We start from the raw sequence: 24,355 nt of genomic DNA, 5'->3' as shown, positions 1-24,355 counted from the left end.
GGGTCCGGGCGCGCTCTACAGGGGCCCGCCGGGCTTGACCAGGCGTACCGGCTCCGGCTCGGCGCCGGGTACGGGCAGGGCTACGGGCAGGGGTACGGGCAGGGGTACGGGCAGGGGTACGGGCTCGGGTTCGCGCGGTGCGCCGAACAGGGCGCGCCGGATGTCGGCCCTGGTCTGCCGTGCCGTCTCCCGGGCGCTCGCCAGGGCCTGCCGGGTGACGCGGCCCACGCTCCGCGCGGCCTCGGCCGCGGGCTTCCAGAAGACGTCCCGCACGAAGTGCCCCATCGGAGTGAACACGCTCCGGTACGCCCACCGCACCGGCTCCACGAAGATCCACCGGAAGAGTCGCCCGAGGAAGCGGCCGACGGCGAGGGACACGTATCCGGCGACGCGCCACGCGTGTCCCAGGGCCTCACCGGTCTCCCGCGCGATGACGGCGACGGCCCGTCCGACCGGTACGAGGACCCAGCGCCACAGGGCGACGGCGGGTACGACGAGGATCCACCGCAGGAGTGTCCCGACGGCCATGCCGAGCCATGCCACCACGGCCCACAGCCCTCGGCCGACCCATGTCATGCCGACCCACAGTCCCCTGCCGACCCATGTCACGGCGGCCCACAGTCCCCTGCCGACCCATGTGATGCCGGCCCACACCCCCCGGGAGACCCACACAACTCCCGCCCACAGTCCACGCGAGACCCACACCACGCCGGACCACAGTCCCGCGGCGACCCACGCGACACCGCGCCCGGTCGGCGCGAGCAGGGCCCGGTACAGCCGGCCCGCGGGAGTGAGCACCGCCGTCCGCCACAGCCAGGCGCAGCCGGCCCCGAAGCCCCGCAGCGCCCACACGATGCCGTGGCCGAGCGGCGTCAGCAGCCGCTCGTACAGCCACCGGGCGGGGACGACCAGCAACACCTGCCCGAGCCAGGCCAGTGCCCGGCCCACCGGCACGGCCACGTAACGCCACAGGCCCACCCACGGCCAGACGAACACCAGCAGGCACAGCCACTTCAGCGCGTACCCGAGGCCGGTGAACACCCACGCGAGGACGGTCGCGAAGCCGTCGAGCAGCCACCTGAGGGCCCGGCCGACCGGCGCGAGCACCCACATGAGGGCCCGGCCGAGCGGCCGCAGCAGCGTGTCGTTGAGAAGCCGGCCGCACACGACGAGCGCGTCCCAGACCATCCGCACGGGCACGATCAGCACGAACACCAAGATCCGCACCGGGATGCGGATGGCGACGGCGAGACATCCCTCAGGAGCCGCGTCCCGCTGCCGCGCGGGCGTCACGGGCGGCGGCGCGGGCTGCGGCGACTTCTCCAGGTCCATACCCACACGGACGCGTCAACTGCCCGTATGGATGCACGAACGGTCCGGGAACGGCACTTTCCTCCGCGCCCGCCCCGGATCACGCCCGTGTCCGTACCCGCCTCAGTGGCTGTGCCCGCCGGCCGACGCGGTCGCGGCGTTCTTGACCGTCAGCGGCAGCAGCTTCTTGCCGGTGGGGCCGACCTGAATGTCCAAGTCCAGCTGCGGGCACACCCCGCAGTCGAAGCAGGGCGTCCAGCGGCAGTCGTCGACCTCGGTCTCGTCGAGCGCGTCCTGCCAGTCCTGCCAGAGCCATTCCTTGTCGAGGCCCGAGTCGAGGTGGTCCCAGGGCAGGACCTCCTCGTAGGTGCGCTCGCGGGTGGTGTACCAGTCGACGTCCAGACCGAAGGCGGGGAGCGTCTTGTCGGCGCACCGCATCCAGCGGTCGTACGAGAAGTACTCGCGCCAGCCGTCGAAGCGGCCGCCGTCCTCGTACACGGCGCGGATGACGGAGCCGATGCGGCGGTCGCCGCGGGAGAGCAGGCCCTCGACGATGCCGGGCTTGCCGTCGTGGTAGCGGAAACCGATGGAGCGGCCGTACTTCTTGTCGCCGCGGATCCGGTCGCGGAGCTTGCCGAGACGTGCGTCCGTCTCCTCGGCCGACAGCTGCGGGGCCCACTGGAACGGCGTGTGGGGCTTGGGGACGAAGCCGCCGATGGACACCGTGCAGCGGATGTCGTTCTGGCCGGAGACCTTGCGGCCCTCGGCGATCACGTTCATCGCCATGTCCGCGATCTGCAGGACGTCCTCGTCGGTCTCGGTGGGCAGACCGCACATGAAGTACAGCTTGACCTGGCGCCAGCCGTTGCCGTACGCCGTCGAGACGGTCCGGATCAGGTCCTCCTCCGAGACCATCTTGTTGATGACCTTGCGCATGCGCTCGGAGCCGCCCTCGGGGGCGAAGGTCAGCCCGGAGCGGCGGCCGTTGCGGGTCAGCTCGTTCGCCAGGTCGACGTTGAACGCGTCGACGCGGGTGGAGGGCAGGGAGAGCCCGACCTTGTCCTCCTCGTACCGGTCCGCGAGGCCCTTGGCGATGTCGCCGATCTCGGAGTGGTCCGCCGAGGACAGGGAGAGCAGGCCCACCTCCTCGAAGCCTGTCGCCTTGAGGCCCTTGTCGACCATCTCGCCGATGCCCGTGATGGAACGCTCACGGACCGGGCGGGTGATCATGCCCGCCTGGCAGAAGCGGCAGCCGCGGGTGCAGCCGCGGAAGATCTCCACCGACATGCGCTCGTGGACGGTCTCGGCGAGCGGCACGAGGGGCTGCTTCGGGTAGGGCCACTCGTCCAGGTCCATGACCGTGTGCTTGGACACGCGCCACGGGACGCCCGACTTGTTGGGGACCATCCGGCCGATACGGCCGTCGGGGAGGTACTCGACGTCGTAGAACGCCGGGATGTACACCCCGCCCGTCTTCGCGAGGCGGAACAGGACCTCCTCGCGGCCACCGGGGCGGCCCTCCGCCTTCCAGGCGCGGATGATCTCGGTCATGTCGAGCACGGCCTGCTCGCCGTCGCCGATGATCGCCGCGTCGATGAAGTCGGCGATCGGCTCGGGGTTGAACGCGGCGTGGCCGCCGGCCAGCACGATCGGGTCGTCGAGACCGCGGTCCTTCGACTCCAGCGGGATGCCCGCGAGGTCGAGCGCGGTCAGCATGTTCGTGTAGCCCAGCTCCGTGGAGAAGGAGAGGCCGAACACGTCGAAGGCATTCACGGGCCGGTGACCGTCCACCGTGAACTGCGGGACGCCGTGCTTGCGCATCAGCTCCTCCATGTCCGGCCAGACGCTGTACGTGCGCTCGGCCAGGACGCCCTCGCGCTCGTTCAGGACCTCGTACAGGATCATGACGCCCTGATTGGGCAGTCCGACCTCGTACGCGTCCGGGTACATGAGCGCCCAGCGGACGTCGCAGTCCTCCCAGGGCTTCACCGTGGAGTTGAGCTCTCCGCCGACGTACTGGATCGGCTTCTGCACATGCGGGAGCAGAGCTTCGAGCTGTGGAAAGACCGACACAGCGGTTTCGGCAGACATCTCACGAACCTTTGCGAGCCGACAGGGGATGACTTTCCAGCCTAACGTGCCTGTGGGTGCACCCCGTCCGGCCGTCGGCAGCCCGGTGGCCCGAGCCACGCCCCCGGACGTGCCGCAGCGGGCCGTCGGGCGGCTGCCGGCCCGTTGTGGCCGGTCGCGCAGTTCCCCGCGCCCCTTCGGCGGCGCCCTGGAGGGGCGCCGCCTAGACGGTCGTCCCGTTTCTGATCGTTTCCCATGCCATCGGCAGGTCGGTCTCCACCGTTGCCGCCGCGCGTTCCTCGTGGCCGTACAGGACTCCGTACGTGAAGGCGTTCTCGGCCGCCGCGTGGGCCTGGGTCGCCAGGTCCCGTAGGGCGAGCCTCGCCATCACGCTGTCCTGGTGTTCGCCGAGCAGGCCCTGGAGGGACTTCATGTCGCTCACCAGGCTCTTCGCGGGCTTCCCGAGGACGGGGGCGGCGAGTTCGGCCGCGTACCGCGTGCGCTTGGTCTTCTTGCGGGCCTCGTGGATCGCGAGGTCGCGGCCCTCCCCCGACGGCAGGTCGACGGCCTGCCCGACCAGGCCGGACAGCTTGTCGAAGTCCTTGCGCACGGCCTTCGTGACCGCCTTCCCCGTGGTGTCCGCGGCGGCCCCCCGCAGCGGCGGGGTGGCGAGCAGCGCGTCGAGGGAGACGAGGAGGTTCAGATAGCGGCCGCCGTCGAGGACCGCGATCAGGCGGCGCCGGGACCCGGACCGGCGGGCGTGCGCCCAGGTCCGCAGCCGGCCGCGGACGGGTCCTGCGAGCAGGGGGCGCGGCAGTTCAGCGAGGGCCGCCGTCAGCCGCTCGGTCAGGACCTCCTGGTCGCGGTCGACGCCCAGCTCTCCCGCCAGCCATTTCAGTTCGTCGCGGATCGGGTCGGTGACGCCCCGGTCCAGGACGTTGCCGTACGAGCGGAAGGTGCTGCGGAGCCTGCGGGTGGCGACCCGCATGCTGTGCACGGCGTCGAAGACGTCCCGGCGAACGGCGGGGTCCAACTCGACGATGGCGTCGCGCTGGGCACGGACGTAGGCGAGGACGTGGTCGCCCGCGGTGACGGGGGCCGCGGCCACGACGGGTTCCTTGCGCGCCTTGCGGCCCGTCTCCCCCAGCGCCCTGACCAGCTTGGACGCCGAGGCGGAGCGGGAGACGCCGGCCTTGCGCAGTTTCTTCTCGACCTTGTCCAGGAAGGCGGGGTCGCCGTCGTCCGCCAGCTCGACCTCGATCTCGGTCCACTGGGCGGTGCCGTCGCCGCCGCTGAGCCGTTCGGCCCGTACGCGGTCGACGCTGACCTCGGCGAGCAGGCCCCCGGACTCGTCGACGAGGTGGCGGACGTCCCGGGCGGACAGCAGCCGTACGACGGGGACCAGTTCGGCGTCGCGCACCCGGGAGCGGACCAGTCCGGCGAGGGCGCGGGGCACGGTGTCGGACAGCGGGGCGTGGATCTCGTCCCGTACGCCGTCGGAGACGGGGAGTTTCAGATGCCAGCCCGCGTCGTCGCCGCCGGTGCGGCGGCGCAGGGTGAGGGACGCGGCGGCGAGGCGCTGGTCGGCCGTGTCGTAGTAGACGGCGTCGAGTTCGGCGACGCCCTTGTCGATGACGGCCGAGACGCCCGGCACCCGCGTCAGATCCGGCAGATCCGACAGTCCTGCATCCTCATCGGCTTCGTACTTACGCTCGATCTCACGCTTGGTGTCCGCCATGACCTGAATTTAGATGCAGCACCCCATTCCCCGTAAGGGGCGGGTGCCCCGTAAGACGCGGGGCACCCGAGCCCCGCAAGGGGCGCGGGGAACTGCGCGGCCAGCCACGACGAACCGGCACCCGAAGAACAACCGCACCCTTCCGGGCAACGCCAAACCCAGTGGAACGCACCCGTGGAACGCTCACGCCGACATGGGCCGCTGCACCCTGATCGACTGCAACAACCCCACCGCCACCCACACGGCGAACATCGACGACCCCCCGTACGAGACGAAGGGCAACGGCAGCCCCGCCACCGGCATGATCCCGAGCGTCATCCCGACGTTCTCGAACGCCTGGAACGCGAACCACGCGATGATCCCCGCGGCGACGATCGTCCCGTACAGCTCCGTCGTCTCGCGGGCGATCCGGCAGGCCCGCCACAGGACGACGCCCAGCAGGACCAGGATGAGGCCGGCCCCGACGAAGCCGAGTTCCTCGCCCGCGACCGTGAAGACGAAGTCGGTCTGCTGCTCGGGCACGAACTGCCCGGTGGTCTGGGAGCCCTTGCCGAGGCCGGTGCCGAACAGCCCGCCGGAGCCGATCGCGATGCGGGCCTGGTTGGTGTTGTAGCCGACGCCCGCCGGGTCGAGCGCGGGGTTGGCGAACGCGGCGAAGCGGGCGATCTGGTAGTCGTCGAGGATCTTGAGCTGCCAGACCGCGATCGCCCCGACCGCCCCGGCCCCGATGAGACCGAAGATCCAGCGGTTGGAGGCGCCGGAGGCGAGCAGCACACCGAGCACGATTATGACCATGACCATGACCGACCCGAGGTCGGGCATGAGCAGGACGATCAGTATCGGTACGACGGCCAGGCCGAGCGCCTGCACGACCGTGCGGTGGTCGGGGTGCGGTTTGTCGCCCGCGTCGACCCGGGCCGCGAGCAGCATCGCCATGCCCAGGATGATCGTGATCTTCACGAACTCGGAGGGCTGGAGCGAGAAGCCGCCGCCGATGACGATCCACGCGTGGGCGCCGTTGATGGTCGCGCCGAGCGGGGTCAGCACCAGCAGGACCAGGAGGAGCGAGAGCCCGTAGAGGACCGGTACGGCCGTGCGCAGGGTGCGGTGGCCGAGCCAGACCGTGCCGATCATCAGGGCGAAGCCGATGCCCGTGTTGAGCAGGTGCCGGAACAGGAAGTAGTACGGGTCGCCCTGGTTCAGCTCGGTGCGGTTGCGGGTCGCCGAGTAGACGAGGGCCGCGCCGATGAGGGAGAGCGCGATGGCCGCGAACAGTATCGGCCAGTCGAGCCTGCGGGCCAGCGAGTCACGGGCGAAGACCCGCGTCCAACTGGCCCGCTCCGGCCCGTAGCCGGAGACGGAGAAGCCGTTGCCGCCGGTCATACGAGCGACCTCCGCCTCTTCCTCGGGCGGGCCGAGCGCCTTCGGGCGTCCCGGTTGGTGCTGCTTCCGGTGTTCGCCACGGTCGCGGCCGGACCCTCGTACGCCACCTGCTGCTGCCCCTCCTCGACGGCCTTCTCCTCGGCCTTCGGCGGGTAGAGCTCGTTCTTCGGGGCGTCGATCGACCCGTCCTTCTGGATCTTCGGCAGGCTCTTCTGCGGCGTGGGGAGCAGCGCCTTCTTCTTGTCGATCTTGCCGTCCTCGGAGACTCCGTACAGCGCGTTGTAGATCTTGCGCACGGCCGGGGCCGAGGCGCCGGAACCGGTACCGCCCTGGGAGATGGTCATGACGACCGTGTAGTCCTCGGTGTACGTGGTGAACCAGGAGGTCGTCTGCTTGCCGTAGACCTCGGCCGTTCCCGTCTTGGCGTGCATCGGGATCTCGTCCTGCGGCCAGCCGGTGAACCGCCAGGCGGCCGATCCCCGGGTCGCGACTCCTTCGAGAGCACCGTCTATCTCGTCGCGGGTCTTCTTCGTCATCGGCAGCTTGCCGTGCGACTTCGGCTTGATCTCCTGGACGTTCTTGCCGTCCGCGCTGACGATCGCCTTGCCGACGGTCGGGTCGTAGAGCGTGCCGCCGTTGGCGATGGCTCCGTAGATCGTCGCCATCTGGATCGGCGTGACGAGGGTGTCGCCCTGGCCGATCGAGTAGTTGACGGAGTCACCGGCGCGCATCCGGTTGCCTTCGAGACAGTTCTCGTACGCGATCTGCTGGGCGTACGAGCCGCCCTTCTTGCCGTACTTGCACCAGGCGTCCTTGTTGGCCTTCCAGTAGTCCGACTTCCACTTGCGGTCGGGGACGCGGCCGGTGACCTCGTTCGGCAGGTCGATGCCGGTCTCCTTGCCGAGGCCGAACTGGTGGGCGGTCCGGTAGAACCAGTCCTTGGCGTTCTTCTTCGGCTTGATGCCGCCGTCCTTCTTCCACTGCTCGTGGGAGAGGCCGTAGAAGACGGTGTCGCAGGAGACCTCCAGGGCGCGGCCGAGGCTGATCGGGCCGTACCCCTTGGACTCGAAGTTCTTGAAGACCTGGCCACCGATGGAGTACGAGGCACCGCACTGGTAGGGGCCGTTGAAGGAGTAGCCGGCCTTTATGGCGGCGGCCGTCGAGATGACCTTGAAGACCGAGCCGGGGGCCGACTGGCCCTGGATGGCGCGGTTCAGCAGGGGGTAGTTGGACTCCTTGCCGGTGAGCCGGGTGTAGTCCTTGCCGGAGATGCCGCCGACCCAGGCGTTCGGGTCGTACGACGGGTTGGACGCCATCGACACGACGCGGCCGGTCTTGTTCTCCATGACGACCACGGCGCCGGAGTCGGCCTTGTACTTCTCACCGGTGTTCTTGTCGAAGACGTCACGGGCGGCCTTCATGGCCTCGTTCAGCTCGTACTCGGCGACCCGCTGGACGCGGGAGTCGATGCTGGTGACGACGTTCGCGCCGGGCTGGGCCTCGTCGCTCTCGGCCTGGCCGATGACCCGGCCGAGGTTGTCGACCTCGTAGCGGGTGACGCCGGCCTTGCCGCGCAGCTGCTTGTCGTACTGACGCTCCAGGCCGGAGCGGCCGACCTGGTCGGAGCGCAGATACGGCGAGTCGGTGTTCTCGGCCTTGGTGATCTCCTCGTCGGTGACGGGCGAGAGATAACCGAGGACCTGGGCGGTGTTGGCCTTGCCGGGGGCTGCGTAGCGGCGCACGGCCTGCGGCTCCGCGGTGATGCCGGGGAAGTCCTCGGCGCGCTCGCGGATCTGCAGGGCCTGCTTGGGCGTGGCCTCGTCGGTGATGGGGATCGGCTGGTAGGGCGAGCCGTTCCAGCACGGCTGGGGCGTCTTCGCGTCGCACAGCCGGACCTTGTCCCGGACGTCCGCGGCCTTCAGTCCCAGGACGTCCGCGAGCTTGGCGAGGACGGCGTCTCCGTCGTCCTTCATCTTCAGCAGGTCGGTACGGGACGCGGAGACCACGAGCCGGGTCTCGTTGTCGGCGATCGGCACTCCGCGGGCGTCCAGGATCGAGCCGCGCACGGCGGGGCTGACGACCTGCTGGACGTGGTTGCCGGACGCCTCCTTGGCGTACTCGTCGCCGTTGCGGATCTGGAGGTACCACAGGCGCCCGCCGAGGGTGCCGAGGAGGGACAGAACGAGGATCTGGATGACGATGAGCCGGATCTGGACCCGCGGGGTCCGGCCGGTCTCGGGAATGTTGGTCACAGGCGCTTGACCCCCTTGATGCGTCCCGCCCTGGCCATCCGTGCCTTGGCGGCCTTCACTCTCAGTCCGCCGCGCTGGCTGCCGATGCGCAGGCCGGTGCCGGAGCTGATCCAGCCCGCGGCGACGTCCGTCGACTTGCCGGAGCCGCCGGTGTCGGCGAGCGGATCGTTCTCGGCGCGGCGGGCCAGGGCCATGATGCCGGGGACCACGAACGGTGCGAGCAGCAGGTCGTACAGGGCGGCCGTGAACAGCAGACCGCCGAGGCCCACATGGCGGGCGGCGGTGTCGCCGACGAGGGCGCCCACTCCCGCGTACAGGAGGGTGGAGCCGACCGAGGCGGCCACCACGACGGCCATGGGGCCGGTGGCGGACTTGAGCTGGCCGTTGTCGGGCTTGGCGAGTCCGGCGAGGTAGCCGATGACGCACAGCACGAGGGCGTAGCGGCCGGCGGCGTGGTCGGCGGGCGGGGCCAGGTCGGCGAGCAGGCCCGCGCCGAAGCCGACGAGGGCGCCGCCGACGTGGCCGTAGACCAGGGCGAGGCCGAGGACCGTGAGGAGCAGGAGGTCCGGTACGGCGCCCGGCAGGTGCAGCCGGGCCAGGACGCTGACCTGGATGACCAGGGCGACGATCACCAGCGTGACGGAGAGCAGCATTCGGTTGAAGCGCATGGGGAAGTCAGCTCCTACTGCTCTTGCTGCAGGCCGTCGGCGGGCGCGTTCGCAGAGGGCGTGACCGTCACGGTCACGGTCGGCGTGGGCGTTGGCTTGGGTTTGGCGGGCAGCACCTCGTCGCGCGGGTCCTTGCGCGGGGCCTGGACGACGACACCGACGATGTCGAGCTTGGAGAAGGAGACGAACGGCGTGACGTAGATCGTGCGGGTCAGGTCGCCGCCGGACGGGTCGACGCGGGAGACCAGGCCGACGGGCACGCCGGGCACGAACGGCTTGTCGGCCTGGGAGCCGAAGGTGACCAGCCGGTCGCCCTTCTTGATCTTGGCCTTGCCGTTGAGCAGTTCCACGCGCAGCGGGCGGTCGCCCTGGCCGGACGCGAAGCCGAGTTCGTCGGTGGACTCCATGCGTGTGCCGACCGTGAAGTCGGGGTCGTTGGCGAGCAGCACCGTGGCGGTGCCGGGGCCGACCGTGGTGACGCGTCCGACCAGTCCGTCGCCGTTCAGGACGGTCATGTCGCGCTTGATGCCGTCGTTCGCGCCGGCGTCGATGGTGACGGTCCAGGAGAAGCCCTGGGCCGCTCCTATCGCGATGACCTCGGCGCCCTTGATGCCGTACTGTCCGGCGCCCGCCGTCTTGAGCATCTTGTCGAGTTGCGCGCCGCGGCTGCGGTTGCGGTCGTCGCTGCCCAGTTTCGCCTTCAACTCGGCGTTGTCGCGCTCCAGTTGCGTGACGCGGTCGTGGCGGTCACCGGAGTCCTTCACGGCCTGGATCGCGTTGCCGACGGGGTCGACCGCGGTCGACACCCCGTCCTCGATCGGGCCGAAGACCGTGGCGGCGCCACGGCGGGCACCGTCGACCGGGGAGTCCTCACCCCCGCGGATGTCCACCGTGATCAAGGCGAACGCGATGGCGATCAGCAGCACCAGGAGCAGCCGGCTCTCTCGTGTGTCCCTCACGTGCGACGGCCGTGCCTTCCTCGTCGGAATTCATGTATGGCTCACTCAACAGGTTCCCGAGGGTCCTGACGAACTCCGGGAACCCTGAAGAACCCCGGAGCAGCCGGTCGGGCACCCGATCGGCGCCCGATCGGGCGGAACCCGCGGTGTTATGGGGGAGCTTATGCCTCAATATCAACGATCCGCCGTACGAGAAGGGATCATCTCGTACGGCGGAATCGAAGAGTTACGTCATCTGCGCGGCTGGGCGTCCAGCACCTGCTGGAGCGCCTCGAATTCCTCCACGCACTTGCCGGCCCCGAGCGCCACGCTGTCCAGCGGGTCCTCGGCGATGTGGATCGGCATGCCCGTCTCGCGCCGCAGCCGCTCGTCGAGGCCGCGCAGCAGGGCGCCGCCGCCGGTGAGCACGATCCCGCGGTCCATGACGTCGCCGGACAGCTCCGGCGGGCACTTGTCCAGGGTGGTCTTGACGGCGTCGACGATCGAGTTGACCGGCTCCTCGATCGCCTTGCGGACTTCGGCCGCCGAGATCACGACGGTCTTCGGAAGGCCGGAGACCAGGTCCCGGCCGCGGATTTCGGTGTGTTCGTCATTGTCGAGGTCGTACGCGGAACCGATCGTGATCTTGATCTGCTCTGCCGTCCGCTCACCGAGGAGGAGCGAGTACTCCTTCTTGATGTGCTGGATGATCGCGTTGTCCAGCTCGTCGCCGGCCACCCGGATGGACTGTGCCGTGACGATTCCGCCGAGCGAGATGACCGCGACCTCGGTGGTGCCGCCGCCGATGTCCACCACCATGTTGCCCGTGGCCTCGTGGACCGGCAGGCCGGAGCCGATGGCCGCGGCCATGGGCTCCTCGATGATGTGCACCTGGCGGGCGCCGGCCTGGGACGACGCCTCGATGACGGCACGGCGCTCGACGCCCGTGATGCCCGAGGGCACGCAGACGACGACGCGAGGACGGGCCAGGTAGCGCCGCTTGTGGATCTTCAGGATGAAGTAGCGGAGCATGCGCTCGGTGATCTCGAAGTCGGCGATGACACCGTCCTTCAGCGGGCGCACGGCAACGATGTTGCCCGGCGTCCGCCCGATCATCTTCTTCGCTTCCGCGCCGACCGCGAGGATGCCACCGGTGTTGGTGTTGATCGCGACGACGGACGGCTCGTTGAGTACGATCCCGCGACCCCTGACGTACACCAGCGTGTTGGCGGTCCCGAGGTCGACAGCCATGTCACGGCCGATGAACGACATTGAGTTCCCCATCAGGATTCGTCTGGCCTTCCCAAGTGGAGCTTTTGATGGCTTTTCAGGATGGCGAGGGTGAGCGCTGTGACGTGAAGACTTCCATCGTAGTCTCGCCTGCACGGACACTGCGCGAGGGTCTTCGCCATTGTCAGCAGATGACGCGCCGCCTCGCTTGTGGAGACGGGCCATCGGGGGAACGCGTTCCCCCGATCGGCACGCATATGCCCGCAGACGGCCCTCATTGTGCGTCCCATTGTGGGCGGGCCGCAGGTCAGACGCTACCTGCCTGACAAAGCTTCAGGGGATTTTCGCTTCACAAGATTTTCACCGCGGCCCGGGCCGCCTCCGGGCGAGGCGGCCCCTGCCGGTGGGACGGTTACGCCAGACCGGGGAAGAAGATCTTCAGCTCGCGCTCGGAGGACTCCTCGGAGTCCGAGGCGTGGATCAGGTTCTCGCGGACGATCACACCGAAGTCACCACGGATGGAGCCGGGCGCGGCGGCGATCGGGTCGGTCGGACCCGCGAGCGCCCGTACGCCCTCGATGACGCGCTCGCCCTCGACGACCAGGGCCACGACCGGGCCGGACGCCATGAAGGTGACCAGCGGCTCGTAGAAGGGCTTGCCCTTGTGCTCGCCGTAGTGCTGCTCCAGCGTCTCCTGGTCCAGGGTGCGCAGCTCCAGCGCGGTGATCTGCCAGCCGGCCTTGCGCTCGATACGGCTGATGATCTCGCCGGTCAGGCCACGACGGACCGCGTCGGGCTTGAGAAGGACGAGGGTGCGCTGGCTCACGGTGATGGCTCCTTAGGGGTCACGAACATGCGGATGCCGAGGCTACAGGGCATGTCCCTGGGGGCTCCGCCCCCGCCCCCGGTCCTGGGGGGGGCTCCGCCCCGCCTTTCGGGGGCGCGGGGAACTGCGCGAGCAAGCCACGACGGCCCGCACCCGCCGACACACCACCCTCGGCAGACGCGACTGCGTCCCCGAAGGGGCCGTTCGGGGACGCGGGGGAGACACCTTCGCCGCGGCCCGGTGAGGGTGACCCGCGCAGTTCCCCGCGCCCCTCAAAAGCGGGGCTGCGCCCCAGCTGTTGGCCCTCAGGGGCGCGGGGAACGGCGCGAACAACCCCCACCGGACCCGCACCCGAAACCCCCAGCCCACCCACCGGAAGGCAGGGGCGCAGCCCCGCCTTCCAGGGGCGCGGGGAACTGCGCGACCCGCCCCCACCGGACCCGCACCCGCACCCGAAGCGATCAAGCCCGTCCGGCGCCTGAGGACAAAGGGGCCCGGGGAAACCCCGAGGAAAGGACGGAACCCCGAACTACCCCCCAACCCCCGCCTGCGCAGCAAACCGCGCCTTCGCCTCCTCCACCTTCCGCCCGTAGTGCACAGAAGCCCACCACAGCGCAGCGAAGACCGCCCCCAGGAAGAACATCACCGGCACCACGAACCCACTCGCGATCAGCAGCACCTGCAGCCCCCAGCCCAGCTGCACACCCCCCGGCCGCGTGATGACCCCGCACAACAGCAGGCACAGCACCATCGCGACCCCGCACACCGTCCAGACCGTGGCCATGGACAGATCGGGATCCTTCATCGCCACGAGCCCGGCGAACCCGATCACGAAGAACTCACCGATCAGCGTCGAAGCACAGAGCGTCCGCACAGCGAGCTCAGCCCCTTCCCAGCAGCAGCCGGGCCTCGCCGACCGTGATGACGGAACCGGTCACGAGGACGCCGCCGCCCGCGTACTCGGCTTCTTCCTCGGCCAGCGTGATCGCGGCCTCCAGCGCGTCGTCCAGCCGGGGCTCGACCTGCACGCGGTCGTCCCCGAACACCTCGACGGCGATACCAGCCAGCTCGTCCGCGTCCATCGCGCGATGGCTGGAGTTCTGCGTCACGACGACCTCCGTGAAGATCGGCTCGAACGCTTCGAGCAGCCCCCGTACGTTCTTGTCGCCGCTCGCCCCGACGACACCGATCAGCCGGCTGAAGTCGAAGACCTCCTGGACCGCCTCGGCGGTGGCGCGGGCGCCCGCCGGGTTGTGCGCGGCGTCCAGTACGACGGTCGGCGACTTGCGTACGACCTCAAGCCGTCCGGGCGAGGTGACCGACGCGAAGGCCTTGCGGACGGTGTCGATGTCGAGCGCCTCGGGCCGCTGGGACCCGACGCCGAAGAACGCCTCCACGGCGGCGAGCGCCACGGCCGCGTTGTGCGCCTGGTACGCCCCGTGCAGCGGGATGTACACCGCCTCGTACTCCCCGCCGAGACCGCGCAGCGTCAGCAGCTGCCCGCCGACCGCGACCTGCCGGCTGATCACACCGAACTCAAGCCCTTCACGGGCCACGGTGGCGTCGACCTCGACGGCCTTCTTGAGCAGGACCTGCGCCGCGTCGACGGGCTGCTGGGCCAGGATGACCGTCGCGCCCTGCTTGACGATCCCGGCCTTCTCCTTGGCGATCTCCCCCGGGGTGTTCCCGAGCCGGTCGGTGTGGTCGAGGTCGATGGGGGTCACCACGGCGACATCCCCGTCGATGACGTTGGTGGCGTCCCAGCTGCCGCCCATCCCGACCTCCACGACGGCCACGTCGACGGGCGCGTCCGCGAAGGCCGCGTACGCCATGCCCGTGAGCACCTCGAAGAAGGAGAGTCGGTACTCCTGGGCCGCGTCGACCATCTCGACGTACGGCTTGATGTCTTCGTACGTCTCCACGAACCGCTCGGCCGGGATCGCCGCCCCGTCCAGGCTGATCCGCTCGGTGATCGACTGGACGTGCGGCGAGGTGTACCGACCGGTGCGCAGTTCGAAGGCGCCGAGCAGGGCCTCGATCATGCGGGCGGTGGACGTCTTGCCGTTGGTCCCCGTGATGTGGATCGAGGGGTACGCGCGCTGCGGCTCGCCCAGCACGTCCATGAGCGCGGAGATCCGGGCCACGGACGGCTCCAGCTTGGTCTCGCCCCATCGCGTGGCCAGCTCGGTCTCGACCTGGCGCAGCGCCTTGTCGGCCTCCGGGTCGTCCGGGCGCGCGGGAATGTCGGACTGCGGCGCCGGGCCCTGCGTACGCAGGGTGCGACTGCCGGCCTCGATCACGGCGAGATCGGGATCACGCTCCGTCTCGGCCTCGACGATGGCATCGAACGGATCGGACCCACTGCTGTCCTGCGAAATCTCACTCACACCCCCAGTCTACGGAGCCCGCGCCCCGGCCTTTCAGGGGCGCGGGGAACTGCGCGACGAGCCCTCACCGGCCCGCAGCCGACGAACGCACCTCGCTCTCGGGAAGGGCGCAGCCCTTCTCAGGGGCGCGGGGAACTGCGCGACCGGCCCCCACCGGCCCGCAGCCGAAGACGAACGCACGAGGGCCCCGGAACCATCAAGGTCCCGGGGCCCTCAAAAACACCTACGTCTGCGGCAACGCGTCCAGCTGAGCCGAAAGCCGCAAGATGTCCTCCTCGGCCTTCGCAAGCCGCCCCCGAATCTTGTCCACGACCTGATCCGGCGCCTTGGCAAGAAACGCCTCATTGCCGAGCTTGCCGTGAGCCGCGGCCTTCTCCTTCTCCGCCGCGGCCAGATCCTTGGCAAGCCGCTTCCGCTCAGCAGCCACATCGATCGTCCCGGACAGATCGAGCGCGACCGTGGCGCCGGCGACCGGCAGCGTCGCGGTGGCCGCGAAGGCATCACCCTCCGGCTGCAGCCGGAGCAGCTGCCGGATCGCGGCCTCGTGCGGAGCGAACGCGGTCCCGTCGAGGCTCAGCCGCGCCGGCACCCGCTGCCCCGGCTGCAGCCCCTGGTCGGCACGGAAGCGGCGGACCTCCGTGATGACCTGCTGCAGCGCCTCGATCTCCCGCTCCGCACCCGCGTCCCGGAAGCCGCTGTCCGCGGGCCAGTCGGCGATCACGACGGACTCACCGCCCGTGAGGGTCGTCCACAGCGTCTCCGTGACGAACGGCACGACCGGGTGCAGCAGCCTCAGCGTGACGTCCAGGACCTCACCGAGGACCCGCTTGCTGACGTCGGCCGCGGGCCCGCCCGCCATGAACGTCGTCTTCGACAGCTCGACGTACCAGTCGAAGACCTCGTCCCACGCGAAGTGGTACAGCGCGTCGGAGAGCTTCGCGAACTGGAAGTCCTCGTAGTACGCGTCGACTTCGGCGACGGTCTCGTTGAGGCGGGACAGGATCCACCGGTCCGTCGCCGACATCGCGGACGCGTCGGGCAGCGGCCCTTCGACCGTCGCGCCGTTCATCAGCGCGAACCGCGTCGCGTTCCAGATCTTGTTGGCGAAGTTACGGGCCGCCTGGACCCAGTCCTCACCGATCGGCACGTCCGTACCGGGGTTGGCGCCCTTCGCCAGCGTGAAGCGGACGGCGTCCGAGCCGTACTTGTCCATCCAGTCGAGCGGGTCGACGACGTTGCCGAACGACTTCGACATCTTCTTGCCGCGCTCGTCACGGACCAGACCGGTCAGCGCGATGGTCTTGAAGGGGACCTCGCCGTCCATCGCGTACAGACCGAACATCATCATCCGGGCGACCCAGAAGAAGATGATGTCGTGGCCGGTGAGCAGGACGTCGGTCGGATAGAACTTCTTGAGGTCCGGGGTCTGTTCGGGCCAGCCGAGCGTGGAGAACGGCCACAGGCCGGACGAGAACCAGGTGTCGAGGACGTCGGTGTCCTGCCTCCACCCCTCGGCCTCCGTGCCGGGCGGCTGCTCGTCGGGGCCGACGCAGACCGTCTCGCCGTTCGGGCCGTACCAGATGGGGATGCGGTGGCCCCACCACAGCTGGCGCGAGATGTTCCAGTCGTTGAGGTTGTCGACCCAGTCGAAGTACCGCTTCGACATGTCCTCGGGGTGGATCTTCACCCGGCCGTCGCGGACCGCGTCACCGGCGGCCTGCGCGAGCGGGCCGACCTTGACCCACCACTGCAGGGACTGCCGCGGCTCGATGGTGGTGCTGCAGCGCGAGCAGTGCCCGACGCTGTGGACGTAGGGACGCTTCTCGGCGACGATCCGGCCCTGCGAGCGCAGCGCGCCGACGACGGCGGAACGGGCCTCGTAGCGGTCGAGTCCCTCGAAGGGGCCGTGGACGGTGATGACCGCCCGCTCGTCCATGATCGTGAGCGACTCCAGGCCGTGACGCTGCCCGATGGCGAAGTCGTTCGGGTCGTGGGCGGGGGTGACCTTGACGGCACCCGTGCCGAACTCGGGGTCGACGTGGCTGTCCGCGACGACCGGGATGGTGCGGTCGGTCAGCGGGAGCTTGATGCGCTTGCCGACGAGGTGGCGGTAGCGCTCGTCGTCGGGGTGGACGGCGACAGCGGTGTCACCGAGCATGGTCTCGGCGCGCGTGGTGGCGACGACGAGGGTCTCGTCGCCCTCGCCGTACGTGATGGAGACGAGCTCGCCGTCGTCCTCCTGGTAGCTCACCTCGATGTCGGAGATGGCCGTCAGACAGCGGGGACACCAGTTGATGATGCGCTCGGCGCGGTAGATCAGCTCGTCGTCGTACAGCTTCTTGAAGATGGTCTGGACGGCCTTGGACAGCCCTTCGTCCATGGTGAACCGCTCACGGTCCCAGTCGACACCGTCCCCGAGCCGGCGCATCTGGCCCAGGATCTTGCCGCCGTACTCCTCTTTCCACTGCCAGACGCGCTCGACGAACTCCTCGCGCCCGAGGTCCTGCCGCGACTTGCCCTCCTCGGCGAGCTGCTGCTCGACCTTGTTCTGCGTGGCGATACCGGCGTGGTCCATACCGGGCAGCCACAGCGCCTCGTACCCCTGCATGCGCTTGCGCCTGGTCAGCGCGTCCATCAGCGTGTGCTGGAAGGCATGCCCCAGGTGCAGGGACCCGGTGACGTTCGGCGGCGGAATGACGATGGTGTACGGCGGCTTGTCGCTGTTCGCGTCGGCGGCGAAGTAACCCCGTTCGACCCAGCGCTCGTACAGCTTCCCCTCTACCTCGGCCGGCGCGTACTGGGTCGGCAGTTCGGGGGTGTTGGCTGGCGGCTGCTGCTGCTGAGCGTTGTCGGTCACGCCATCAGTTTAGAGGTGTCACAGGCTTGCTCCGAAACTCGATTAATTGGTAACGGTGCGGCCCCCGGCGCTTCGGCCGTCCCCGCCTTGAGTGAGGATGTTCGGAACACATAAGCATCTGGAGGGGAACCCAGAATGAGCTACAACCAGCCGGGCCCGTACGGCGGGCAGCCGCAGCAGCCCGGACCGTACGGTCAGCCGGGTCCTTACGGCCAGCAGCCGCAGGCCCCCCAGCCCGGCTACGGCTACCCGCAGCAGGCTCCCCCGCAGCAGCCTGGCTACGGGTACCCCCAGCAGGCCCCTCCCGGCGTCCCGCCGCAGCAGCCCGGCTACGGCCAGCAGCCGCCGTACGGCGCCCCGGTGCCCCCGCCCCCCGGCGGCGGCAAGAAGAAGACGGGCCTGATCGTCGGCGCGGTGGCGGTCGTGGCCGCGATCGCGGTGGGCGCGTACTTCATCATCGGCGGCAGCGGCGGCGCCTCGGCGGACGTCACGGACGACGGCCCCCACAAGCTGACAACTCCGGCGACGGTGCTCACCGAGTACAAGAAGAGCAAAGAGGCCGACAGCGGCGGCTTCGACGAGAGCGACATCAAGAAGGCCGAGAAGCACGGCGTCCAGGGCGCCAAGGACGTCAACGCGGGGTACCAGGCCGGGGACGAGAACAACCCGCTCGCCCTGCAGATGATCCAGTTCATGGGCGTGTACGGCGAGATCGACGACCCGGAGAAGGTCGTCGACGCCATGTTCGTCGACATGAAGGAAGGCTCCGAGAAGGACGGCGCGGACGAGGGCGAGGTCGTCGGCAGCCCCAAGAGCTACTCGCCCAGCGGCCTCGACGGCGCGGTCCTGAAGTGCCAGGAAACCAAGATCACGAACGAGGACGCCACGGGTGACGCGGCCTCCGGCCCGTCCTCGATCAGCATGCCGGTGTGTATCTGGGGCGACCACAGCACGCTCGGCGTCATCATCAACATCGACATGGCCAACGCCATGGCGGGCAAGGGCGCCGACCTCCAGGCGGCCGCGGAACTGACGGCCAAGTTCCGCAAGGAGGTCCGCGTCAAGCTCTGAGCGACGCGGGACGACACGACACGCGCAACGGAGAAGGGCCCCGGTCGGTGACCGGGGCCCTTCTCCGTAACTCGCGTCCGTGCGGGCCCGCTTACGCCGTCTTCTGCTCGCCCGGTCCCCGGCCCCGCGCGTCGCGTGGGATCAGGGTCGGGTTCACGTTCGAGCGGACGACCTCCGAGGTGATGACCACGCGGGCCACGTCCTTGCGGGACGGGACCTCGTACATCACTGCCTGGAGGACCTCTTCCATGATGGCGCGCAGGCCGCGCGCGCCGGTCTGGCGGAGGATGGCCTGGTCCGCGATGGCTTCGAGGGCCTCGCGCTCGAAGTCCAGCTCCACGCCGTCCAGTTCGAACAGGCGCTGGTACTGCTTCACGAGGGCGTTGCGCGGCTCCACCAGGATCTGGAGGAGGGCCTCGCGGTCGAGGTTGTGGACCGAGGTGATGACCGGGAGACGGCCGATGAACTCGGGGATCATCCCGAACTTCACCAGGTCCTCGGGCATGACGTCCTCGAAGCGGTCCTTCGCCTCAAGTTCCTTCTTGGAGCGGATCGTCGCGCCGAAGCCGATGCCCTTGGCACCCGCACGGGACTCGACGAGCTTCTCCAGACCCGCGAAGGCACCGCCCACGATGAACAGCACGTTCGTCGTGTCGATCTGGATGAACTCCTGGTGGGGGTGCTTGCGTCCGCCCTGCGGAGGAACGGAGGCCGTGGTGCCCTCCAGGATCTTGAGCAGTGCCTGCTGGACGCCCTCGCCCGACACATCGCGCGTGATCGACGGGTTCTCGCTCTTACGGGCGACCTTGTCGATCTCGTCGATGTAGATGATGCCGGTCTCGGCCTTCTTGACGTCGTAGTCCGCGGCCTGGATCAGCTTCAGCAGGATGTTCTCGACGTCCTCGCCGACGTACCCCGCCTCCGTGAGCGCCGTCGCGTCCGCGATGGCGAACGGGACGTTCAGCATGCGGGCCAGCGTCTGGGCGAGCAGCGTCTTGCCCGAGCCCGTGGGACCGAGCAGGAGGATGTTGGACTTCGCCAACTCGATGGCGTCCTCGCGGTTCTGACCGGTGCTGTTCTCGCCGGCCTGGACCCGCTTGTAGTGGTTGTACACCGCGACCGAGAGGGCCTTCTTGGCGGACTCCTGGCCTACGACGTAACCCTCAAGGAACTCGTAGATCTCGCGAGGTTTGGGAAGTTCCTCCCAGCGCACCTCGCTCGTCTCCGCGAGCTCTTCCTCGATGATCTCGTTGCAGAGATCGATGCACTCGTCGCAGATGTACACACCAGGGCCTGCGATGAGCTTCTTGACCTGCTTCTGGCTCTTGCCACAGAACGAGCACTTGAGCAGATCGCCGCCGTCACCGATGCGTGCCACGGTGTGCTTCCCCTTCGCCTGGGAGACGCCTAGGTCCAGCGGCTCCTGGTGCTGCCTTATGTCCGACGGTACCTTGCCGAGCCCCCCGTTCGGGCCCCCCTTGGCGCGGTTCACTTTGTCGTGAACCGCGTCAAGGAGCGGCAGACGATACAGCGATACGTCACGCGACCGCGGCGTTGTTCATCTTCCGGGTCGAGATGATCTGGTCGATCAGGCCGTACGCGAGGGCGTCCTCGGCCGTGAGGATCTTGTCGCGCTCGATGTCCTCGCGGATCTTCTCGATCGGCGTCGTCGAGTGCTTGGCCAGCATGTCTTCCAGCTGACCGCGCATCCGGAGGATCTCGTTGGCGGCGATCTCAAGGTCCGAGACCTGACCGCGGCCGGTCTCGCTGTAGGGCTGGTGGATCAGCACGCGCGCGTTCGGAAGTGCCATGCGCTTGCCCGGCGTACCGGCCGCCAGGAGGATCGCGGCGGCGGAGGCGGCCTGACCCATGCAAACAGTCTGGACGTCCGGCTTCACGAACTGCATCGTGTCGTAGATCGCGGTGAGCGCCGTGAAGGAGCCACCGGGGCTGTTGATGTAGACCGAGATGTCACGGTCGGGGTCCATCGACTCCAGGCACAGCAGCTGCGCCATGACGTCGTTGGCGGAGGCGTCGTCGATCTGCACGCCGAGGAAGATGACGCGCTCCTCGAACAGCTTCGCGTACGGGTCGTACTCACGCACGCCCTGCGAGGTGCGCTCGACGAAGCGCGGGATGACGTAGCGGGACTCCGCGCGAGGACCCGTGTACTCGGCCTGCGCGCGGTCGTACAGTCCGCTGCCGGGGAAGTCGTTCACTGTGTCTCCTGAAGAGCCTGATAAGGGCTGAGGCGGTCGGCTGGGGTCTCTCGGAGCGGCGCGGCGCCGGCTTGCGCCGGCGCCCGGTCGGCGCTGGGCGCCCTATGCCGCTCCGGTACCGCCGCCGCCCGGCATTCCGGCAGCGGTGGGCATGATGTCGTCGATGAGGCCGTACTCCTTGGCCTCGATCGGGTCGAACCAGCGGTCCCGGTCCGAGTCGCGGGTGACCTGCTCCACCGTCTGGCCGGTGTGGAACGAGGTCAGCTCCGCCATCCGCTTCTTGGTGTGCAGCAGCCGCTCGGCGTGGATCTTGATGTCCGACGCGGAACCGGCGAGACCGGCCGAGGGCTGGTGGATCAGGATCTCCGCGTTCGGCAGCGCGAAGCGCTTGCCCGGAGTGCCCGCGCTCAGCAGGAACTGGCCCATGGAGGCCGCCATGCCCATCGCGATCGTCACCACATCGTTCTTGATGTACTGCATGGTGTCGTAGATCGCCATGCCGGCGGTGATCGAGCCGCCGGGGCTGTTGATGTAGAGGTAGATGTCCTTCTCCGGGTCGGAGGCAAGGAGCAGCAACTGTGCGGTGATCTTGTTGGCGATGTCGTCGTCGACCGCCTGGCCGAGGAAGATGATCCGCTCGCCGAGCAGCCGGTTGTAGACCTGGTCGCCGAGGCCACCACCGATGGGGTCGCCGGCGGCTGTGGGCATCAGATTCGTCACGTATCCACCTGCTCGTCTTACGACGGCGCCGGGCCGTCTACACGTCTTCTGCTGGGGGCGTGGGACCCCGTGTGCGTGCCGTGTCGGACGGCTCCGGGGACTCCCCTGCCCTCGTACTCATGGACCCTAACGCGCGGGTCCCTCCGGGGAATCCCGCAGAAGGAACTGTTCGCTGTGAGCGCATGCGCTCCGCTGGGTTCAGCAGGGATTACACCGGGCTGAGCCCCCTCCCGCCTCGGGGGCGCGGGCACCCCGCCGCTGGCCGCACCCGCCAATGCCCCCAGGGGGCAGACGCGACTGCGGGCCGGCGGGGGCGGGCCGCGCAGTTCCCCGCGCCCCTGAAGGGGCCGGGCCCGCAGGGCCCTTCCAGGGGCGCGGGGAACGGCGCGAGCAACCCACCACACACCGCACCCGCCAACGTCCCCCAGGAGGCACACGCGACTGCGGCCCCGGTGGGGGCGAGCCGCGCCGTTCCCCGCGCCCCCGAGGGGGCCGGGCCCGCAGGGGCCCTTCCGGGGCGCGAGGAACTGCGCGAGCAACCCACCACACACCGCACCCGCCAACGTCCCCCAGGAGGCACACGCGACTGCGGCCCCGGTGGGGGCGAGCCGCGCCGTTCCCCGCGCCCCTGGAAGGCCCTGCGGGCCCCAGGGGCGGCTGCGGGCCTCAGGAGAGGGCTGCGGGCCCCCAGGAATCGTCCTGGGGGCCCGTGGCCGCGTACTGCGAGGCGGTCAGGCCTCGGTCTTCTCCGGGGCCGGGGCGGCCTCGGGGGACTCCTCGGTCGAGCCCTCAGCAGAGGACTCGGCAGAGGCCTCCGTGGAGGTCTCGTCCTCGTCCTCGTCGTCGTCGAGGTCGACGACCTCGCCGTTCGTGTCCTTGACGGTGGCGGCCTCGACGACCACGGCAAGAGCCTTGCCGCGGGCGACCTCGCCGACCAGCATCGGGACCTGGCCACCTTCGACGACCGCCTGGGCGAACTGGTCAGGAGACATATTCGAAGAGGCCGCGCGCCGCATGAGGTGCTCGGTGAGCTCCTCCTGGTTGACGTTCAGCTTCTCCTTGTTGACGAGCTCGTCCAGGACGAACTGCGTCTTGATGCCCTTGACCGCCGCTTCCTTGGTCTCGGCGTCGAACTCCTCGGCCGTCTTGCCCTGGATCTCCAGGTACTTTTCGAGGTCGAGGCCCATCTGGCCGAGCTGGTGGTGCTCCAGGTTGTGCTTGCGGGTGTTGATCTCGTCCTCAAGAAGCTTCTCGGGGACGGGCACCTCGACCAGTTCGAGCAGCTTCTCCAGGACTCGCTCCTGGGCCTGCGTGGCCTGGTCGTACTGCTTCATGTTCTCAAGGCGCTTGCGGCTGTCGGCGCGCAGCTCTTCGAGGGTGTCGAACTCCGACGCGAGCTGCGCGAAGTCGTCGTCCAGCTCGGGCAGCTCGCGCTTGGCGACCTGGCTGACCTTGACGGTGACCTCGGACTCCTTGCCGGCCGCCGAGCCGCCCTTGAGCTCGGAGGCGAAGGTGGCCTCGCCACCGGCCTCCAGGCCCTTCACGGCGTCGTCGATGCCGTCCAGCAGCTCACCGGAGCCGATGGTGTAGGAGACGCCGCTCGCGACGCCGTCCTCCAGGACCTCGCCGTCGACCTTGGCCTCCAGGTCGAGGGTGACGACGTCACCGTCCTCGGCGGCACGCTCGACGGGAGCGGTCGAGGCGAAGCGCTCACGCAGCTCCTCGACGGCCTTGTCGATGTCCTCCTCGCCGACCTCGACGGCGTCGACCTCGACCTCGATGCCGGAGTAGTCCGGGATCTCGATCGTCGGGCGCACGTCGACCTCGGCGGTGAAGTTCAGCGTCTCGCCGTCCTTCAGCTCCGTGATGTCGACCTCGGGCTGGCCGAGGACGTTCAGCTCGGCTTCGTTGACCGCTTCGGTGTAGAACTTCGGAAGCGCGTCGTTGACCGCTTCCTCAAGAACCGCACCGCGGCCGAACCGCTGGTCGATGACACGAGCCGGAATCTTGCCCTTCCGGAACCCCTTCACCGTGACCTGCTGGTTGATCTTCTTGTACGCCGCGTCGAGGCTGTCCTTGAGCTCCTCGAAGGGCACCTCGATGCTGAGCCGAACCCGGGTCGGGTTCAGGGTCTCCACGGCGCTCTTCACGGTTCGGTCTCCTTGGGGGCTGACTTCTTTGGGTTCTACTGACGGTCACCGCCGGATACGGCGGAGCCTCAGCGGACTGGCGGCCCTTGAGGGACGTAAAAATGCAGACACACGGGCGCGCAGTTTGCATACTAGCCGCAGCCGGTACACGCCCCAAAAAAGGTGATCTCGCCGGTGGTCCGGCACGGTGGTCGGGGTGGCGGGATTTGAACCCACGGCCTTCCGCTCCCAAAGCGGACGCGCTACCAAGCTGCGCCACACCCCGTCTGGTGCGACACGTAGGGTACATGCCCGCGGACCGTGCCACGCCCGCATTTCCGGGGGCGTCGCCGCCCACCGGAACGGGGTGTGCGGCGAAGGGGTGCGACCCGCTACGATGCTTCAGTGCCGCGGGTCACTGACCTGCGGTGCATGCTGTGCGGGCGTAGCTCAATGGTAGAGCACTAGTCTTCCAAACTAGCTACGCGGGTTCGATTCCCGTCGCCCGCTCCAGATGACGTAGGGCCAGGTCAGAGATCACATCCTCTGCCTGGCC

Annotated in this window: 17 protein-coding genes and 2 tRNA genes; 2 read left to right on the top strand and 17 right to left on the bottom strand. The window is 69.1% G+C overall.

Annotated elements, in window-relative coordinates; translation table 11 throughout:
- Positions 1–15 precede the first annotated feature (15 nt).
- The 12 genes from C6Y14_RS10615 to C6Y14_RS10560 form a co-directional block, all read right to left on the bottom strand.
- On the bottom strand, positions 16–1,332 hold the full coding sequence (locus tag C6Y14_RS10615; RefSeq protein ID WP_199854693.1) for a hypothetical protein: 1,317 nt from the start codon (positions 1,330–1,332) through the stop codon (positions 16–18).
- Between the two features lie 102 nt (positions 1,333–1,434).
- Positions 1,435–3,402 carry a TIGR03960 family B12-binding radical SAM protein gene (locus C6Y14_RS10610; RefSeq protein ID WP_107016283.1) on the bottom strand — a complete coding sequence of 656 codons (1,968 nt, stop codon included), beginning with the start codon at positions 3,400–3,402 and terminating at the stop codon, positions 1,435–1,437.
- Positions 3,403–3,604: 202 nt separating this feature from the next.
- Positions 3,605–5,119: a CYTH and CHAD domain-containing protein gene (locus tag C6Y14_RS10605; RefSeq protein ID WP_107016282.1), complete on the bottom strand. Its 1,515-nt coding sequence runs from the start codon at positions 5,117–5,119 to the stop codon at positions 3,605–3,607.
- A 183-nt stretch (positions 5,120–5,302) separates the two neighbouring features.
- The gene (rodA, locus tag C6Y14_RS10600) at positions 5,303–6,502 is read right to left on the bottom strand and encodes a rod shape-determining protein RodA (protein WP_107016281.1); all 1,200 of its coding nucleotides are present in this window, start codon (positions 6,500–6,502) and stop codon (positions 5,303–5,305) included.
- Positions 6,499–8,754, bottom strand: coding sequence for a penicillin-binding protein 2 (gene mrdA, locus C6Y14_RS10595; RefSeq protein WP_107016280.1), 2,256 nt, complete (start codon positions 8,752–8,754; stop codon positions 6,499–6,501). The genes rodA and mrdA overlap by 4 nt, the downstream gene beginning before the upstream one ends.
- Entirely contained in the window at positions 8,751–9,422 is a 672-nt protein-coding gene (gene mreD / locus C6Y14_RS10590) for a rod shape-determining protein MreD (protein ID WP_107016279.1), read from the bottom strand. Before mreD ends, mrdA begins: the two co-directional genes overlap by 4 nt.
- A 14-nt stretch (positions 9,423–9,436) precedes the next feature.
- Positions 9,437–10,381: a rod shape-determining protein MreC gene (mreC, locus tag C6Y14_RS10585; protein ID WP_107016278.1), complete on the bottom strand. Its 945-nt coding sequence runs from the start codon at positions 10,379–10,381 to the stop codon at positions 9,437–9,439.
- 231 nt (positions 10,382–10,612) lie between these two features.
- On the bottom strand, positions 10,613–11,632 hold the full coding sequence (locus C6Y14_RS10580; RefSeq protein WP_107016277.1) for a rod shape-determining protein: 1,020 nt from the start codon (positions 11,630–11,632) through the stop codon (positions 10,613–10,615).
- Between the two features lie 370 nt (positions 11,633–12,002).
- Positions 12,003–12,416, bottom strand: a complete 414-nt coding sequence (gene ndk / locus C6Y14_RS10575; protein WP_107016276.1) for a nucleoside-diphosphate kinase — start codon at positions 12,414–12,416, stop codon at positions 12,003–12,005.
- A gap of 529 nt (positions 12,417–12,945) precedes the next feature.
- The gene (locus C6Y14_RS10570) at positions 12,946–13,290 is read right to left on the bottom strand and encodes a DUF4233 domain-containing protein (protein WP_107016275.1); all 345 of its coding nucleotides are present in this window, start codon (positions 13,288–13,290) and stop codon (positions 12,946–12,948) included.
- 7 nt (positions 13,291–13,297) lie between these two features.
- Positions 13,298–14,803 carry a bifunctional tetrahydrofolate synthase/dihydrofolate synthase gene (folC, locus tag C6Y14_RS10565; protein WP_199854692.1) on the bottom strand — a complete coding sequence of 502 codons (1,506 nt, stop codon included), beginning with the start codon at positions 14,801–14,803 and terminating at the stop codon, positions 13,298–13,300.
- Positions 14,804–15,026: 223 nt separating this feature from the next.
- Positions 15,027–17,660, bottom strand: coding sequence for a valine--tRNA ligase (locus C6Y14_RS10560; RefSeq protein WP_107016274.1), 2,634 nt, complete (start codon positions 17,658–17,660; stop codon positions 15,027–15,029).
- A gap of 135 nt (positions 17,661–17,795) precedes the next feature.
- On the opposite strand from C6Y14_RS10560, the gene C6Y14_RS10555 reads away from it, so the two are divergent.
- A complete protein-coding gene (locus C6Y14_RS10555; protein WP_107016273.1) occupies positions 17,796–18,731 on the top strand; it encodes a hypothetical protein in 936 nt (311 codons plus the stop codon).
- Between the two features lie 91 nt (positions 18,732–18,822).
- Here C6Y14_RS10555 and clpX read toward each other — a convergent pair whose 3' ends face one another.
- The 5 genes from clpX to C6Y14_RS10530 all read right to left on the bottom strand — a co-directional run bounded on the left by clpX (position 18,823) and on the right by C6Y14_RS10530 (position 24,085).
- A complete protein-coding gene (gene clpX / locus C6Y14_RS10550) occupies positions 18,823–20,109 on the bottom strand; it encodes an ATP-dependent Clp protease ATP-binding subunit ClpX (RefSeq protein WP_107016457.1) in 1,287 nt (428 codons plus the stop codon).
- A gap of 160 nt (positions 20,110–20,269) precedes the next feature.
- The gene (locus C6Y14_RS10545) at positions 20,270–20,950 is read right to left on the bottom strand and encodes an ATP-dependent Clp protease proteolytic subunit (RefSeq protein WP_107016272.1); all 681 of its coding nucleotides are present in this window, start codon (positions 20,948–20,950) and stop codon (positions 20,270–20,272) included.
- 102 nt (positions 20,951–21,052) lie between these two features.
- Positions 21,053–21,658 carry an ATP-dependent Clp protease proteolytic subunit gene (locus C6Y14_RS10540; protein WP_107016456.1) on the bottom strand — a complete coding sequence of 202 codons (606 nt, stop codon included), beginning with the start codon at positions 21,656–21,658 and terminating at the stop codon, positions 21,053–21,055.
- A gap of 743 nt (positions 21,659–22,401) precedes the next feature.
- Complete coding sequence (gene tig, locus C6Y14_RS10535; RefSeq protein ID WP_107016271.1) at positions 22,402–23,820, bottom strand: trigger factor; 1,419 nt, start codon at positions 23,818–23,820, stop codon at positions 22,402–22,404.
- 188 nt (positions 23,821–24,008) lie between these two features.
- Positions 24,009–24,085, bottom strand: a tRNA-Pro gene (locus C6Y14_RS10530).
- Positions 24,086–24,238: 153 nt separating this feature from the next.
- Here C6Y14_RS10530 and C6Y14_RS10525 point away from each other — a divergent pair.
- Positions 24,239–24,312, top strand: a tRNA-Gly gene (locus C6Y14_RS10525).
- Positions 24,313–24,355: the final 43 nt, after the last annotated feature.

The organism is Streptomyces dioscori, assembly GCF_003024195.1.
GTDB classification, from domain to species: Bacteria; Actinomycetota; Actinomycetes; order Streptomycetales; family Streptomycetaceae; genus Streptomyces; species Streptomyces dioscori.
The sequence above is the reverse complement of the archived record's forward strand: the minus strand, read 5'-3'. Positions and strand labels throughout refer to the sequence as shown.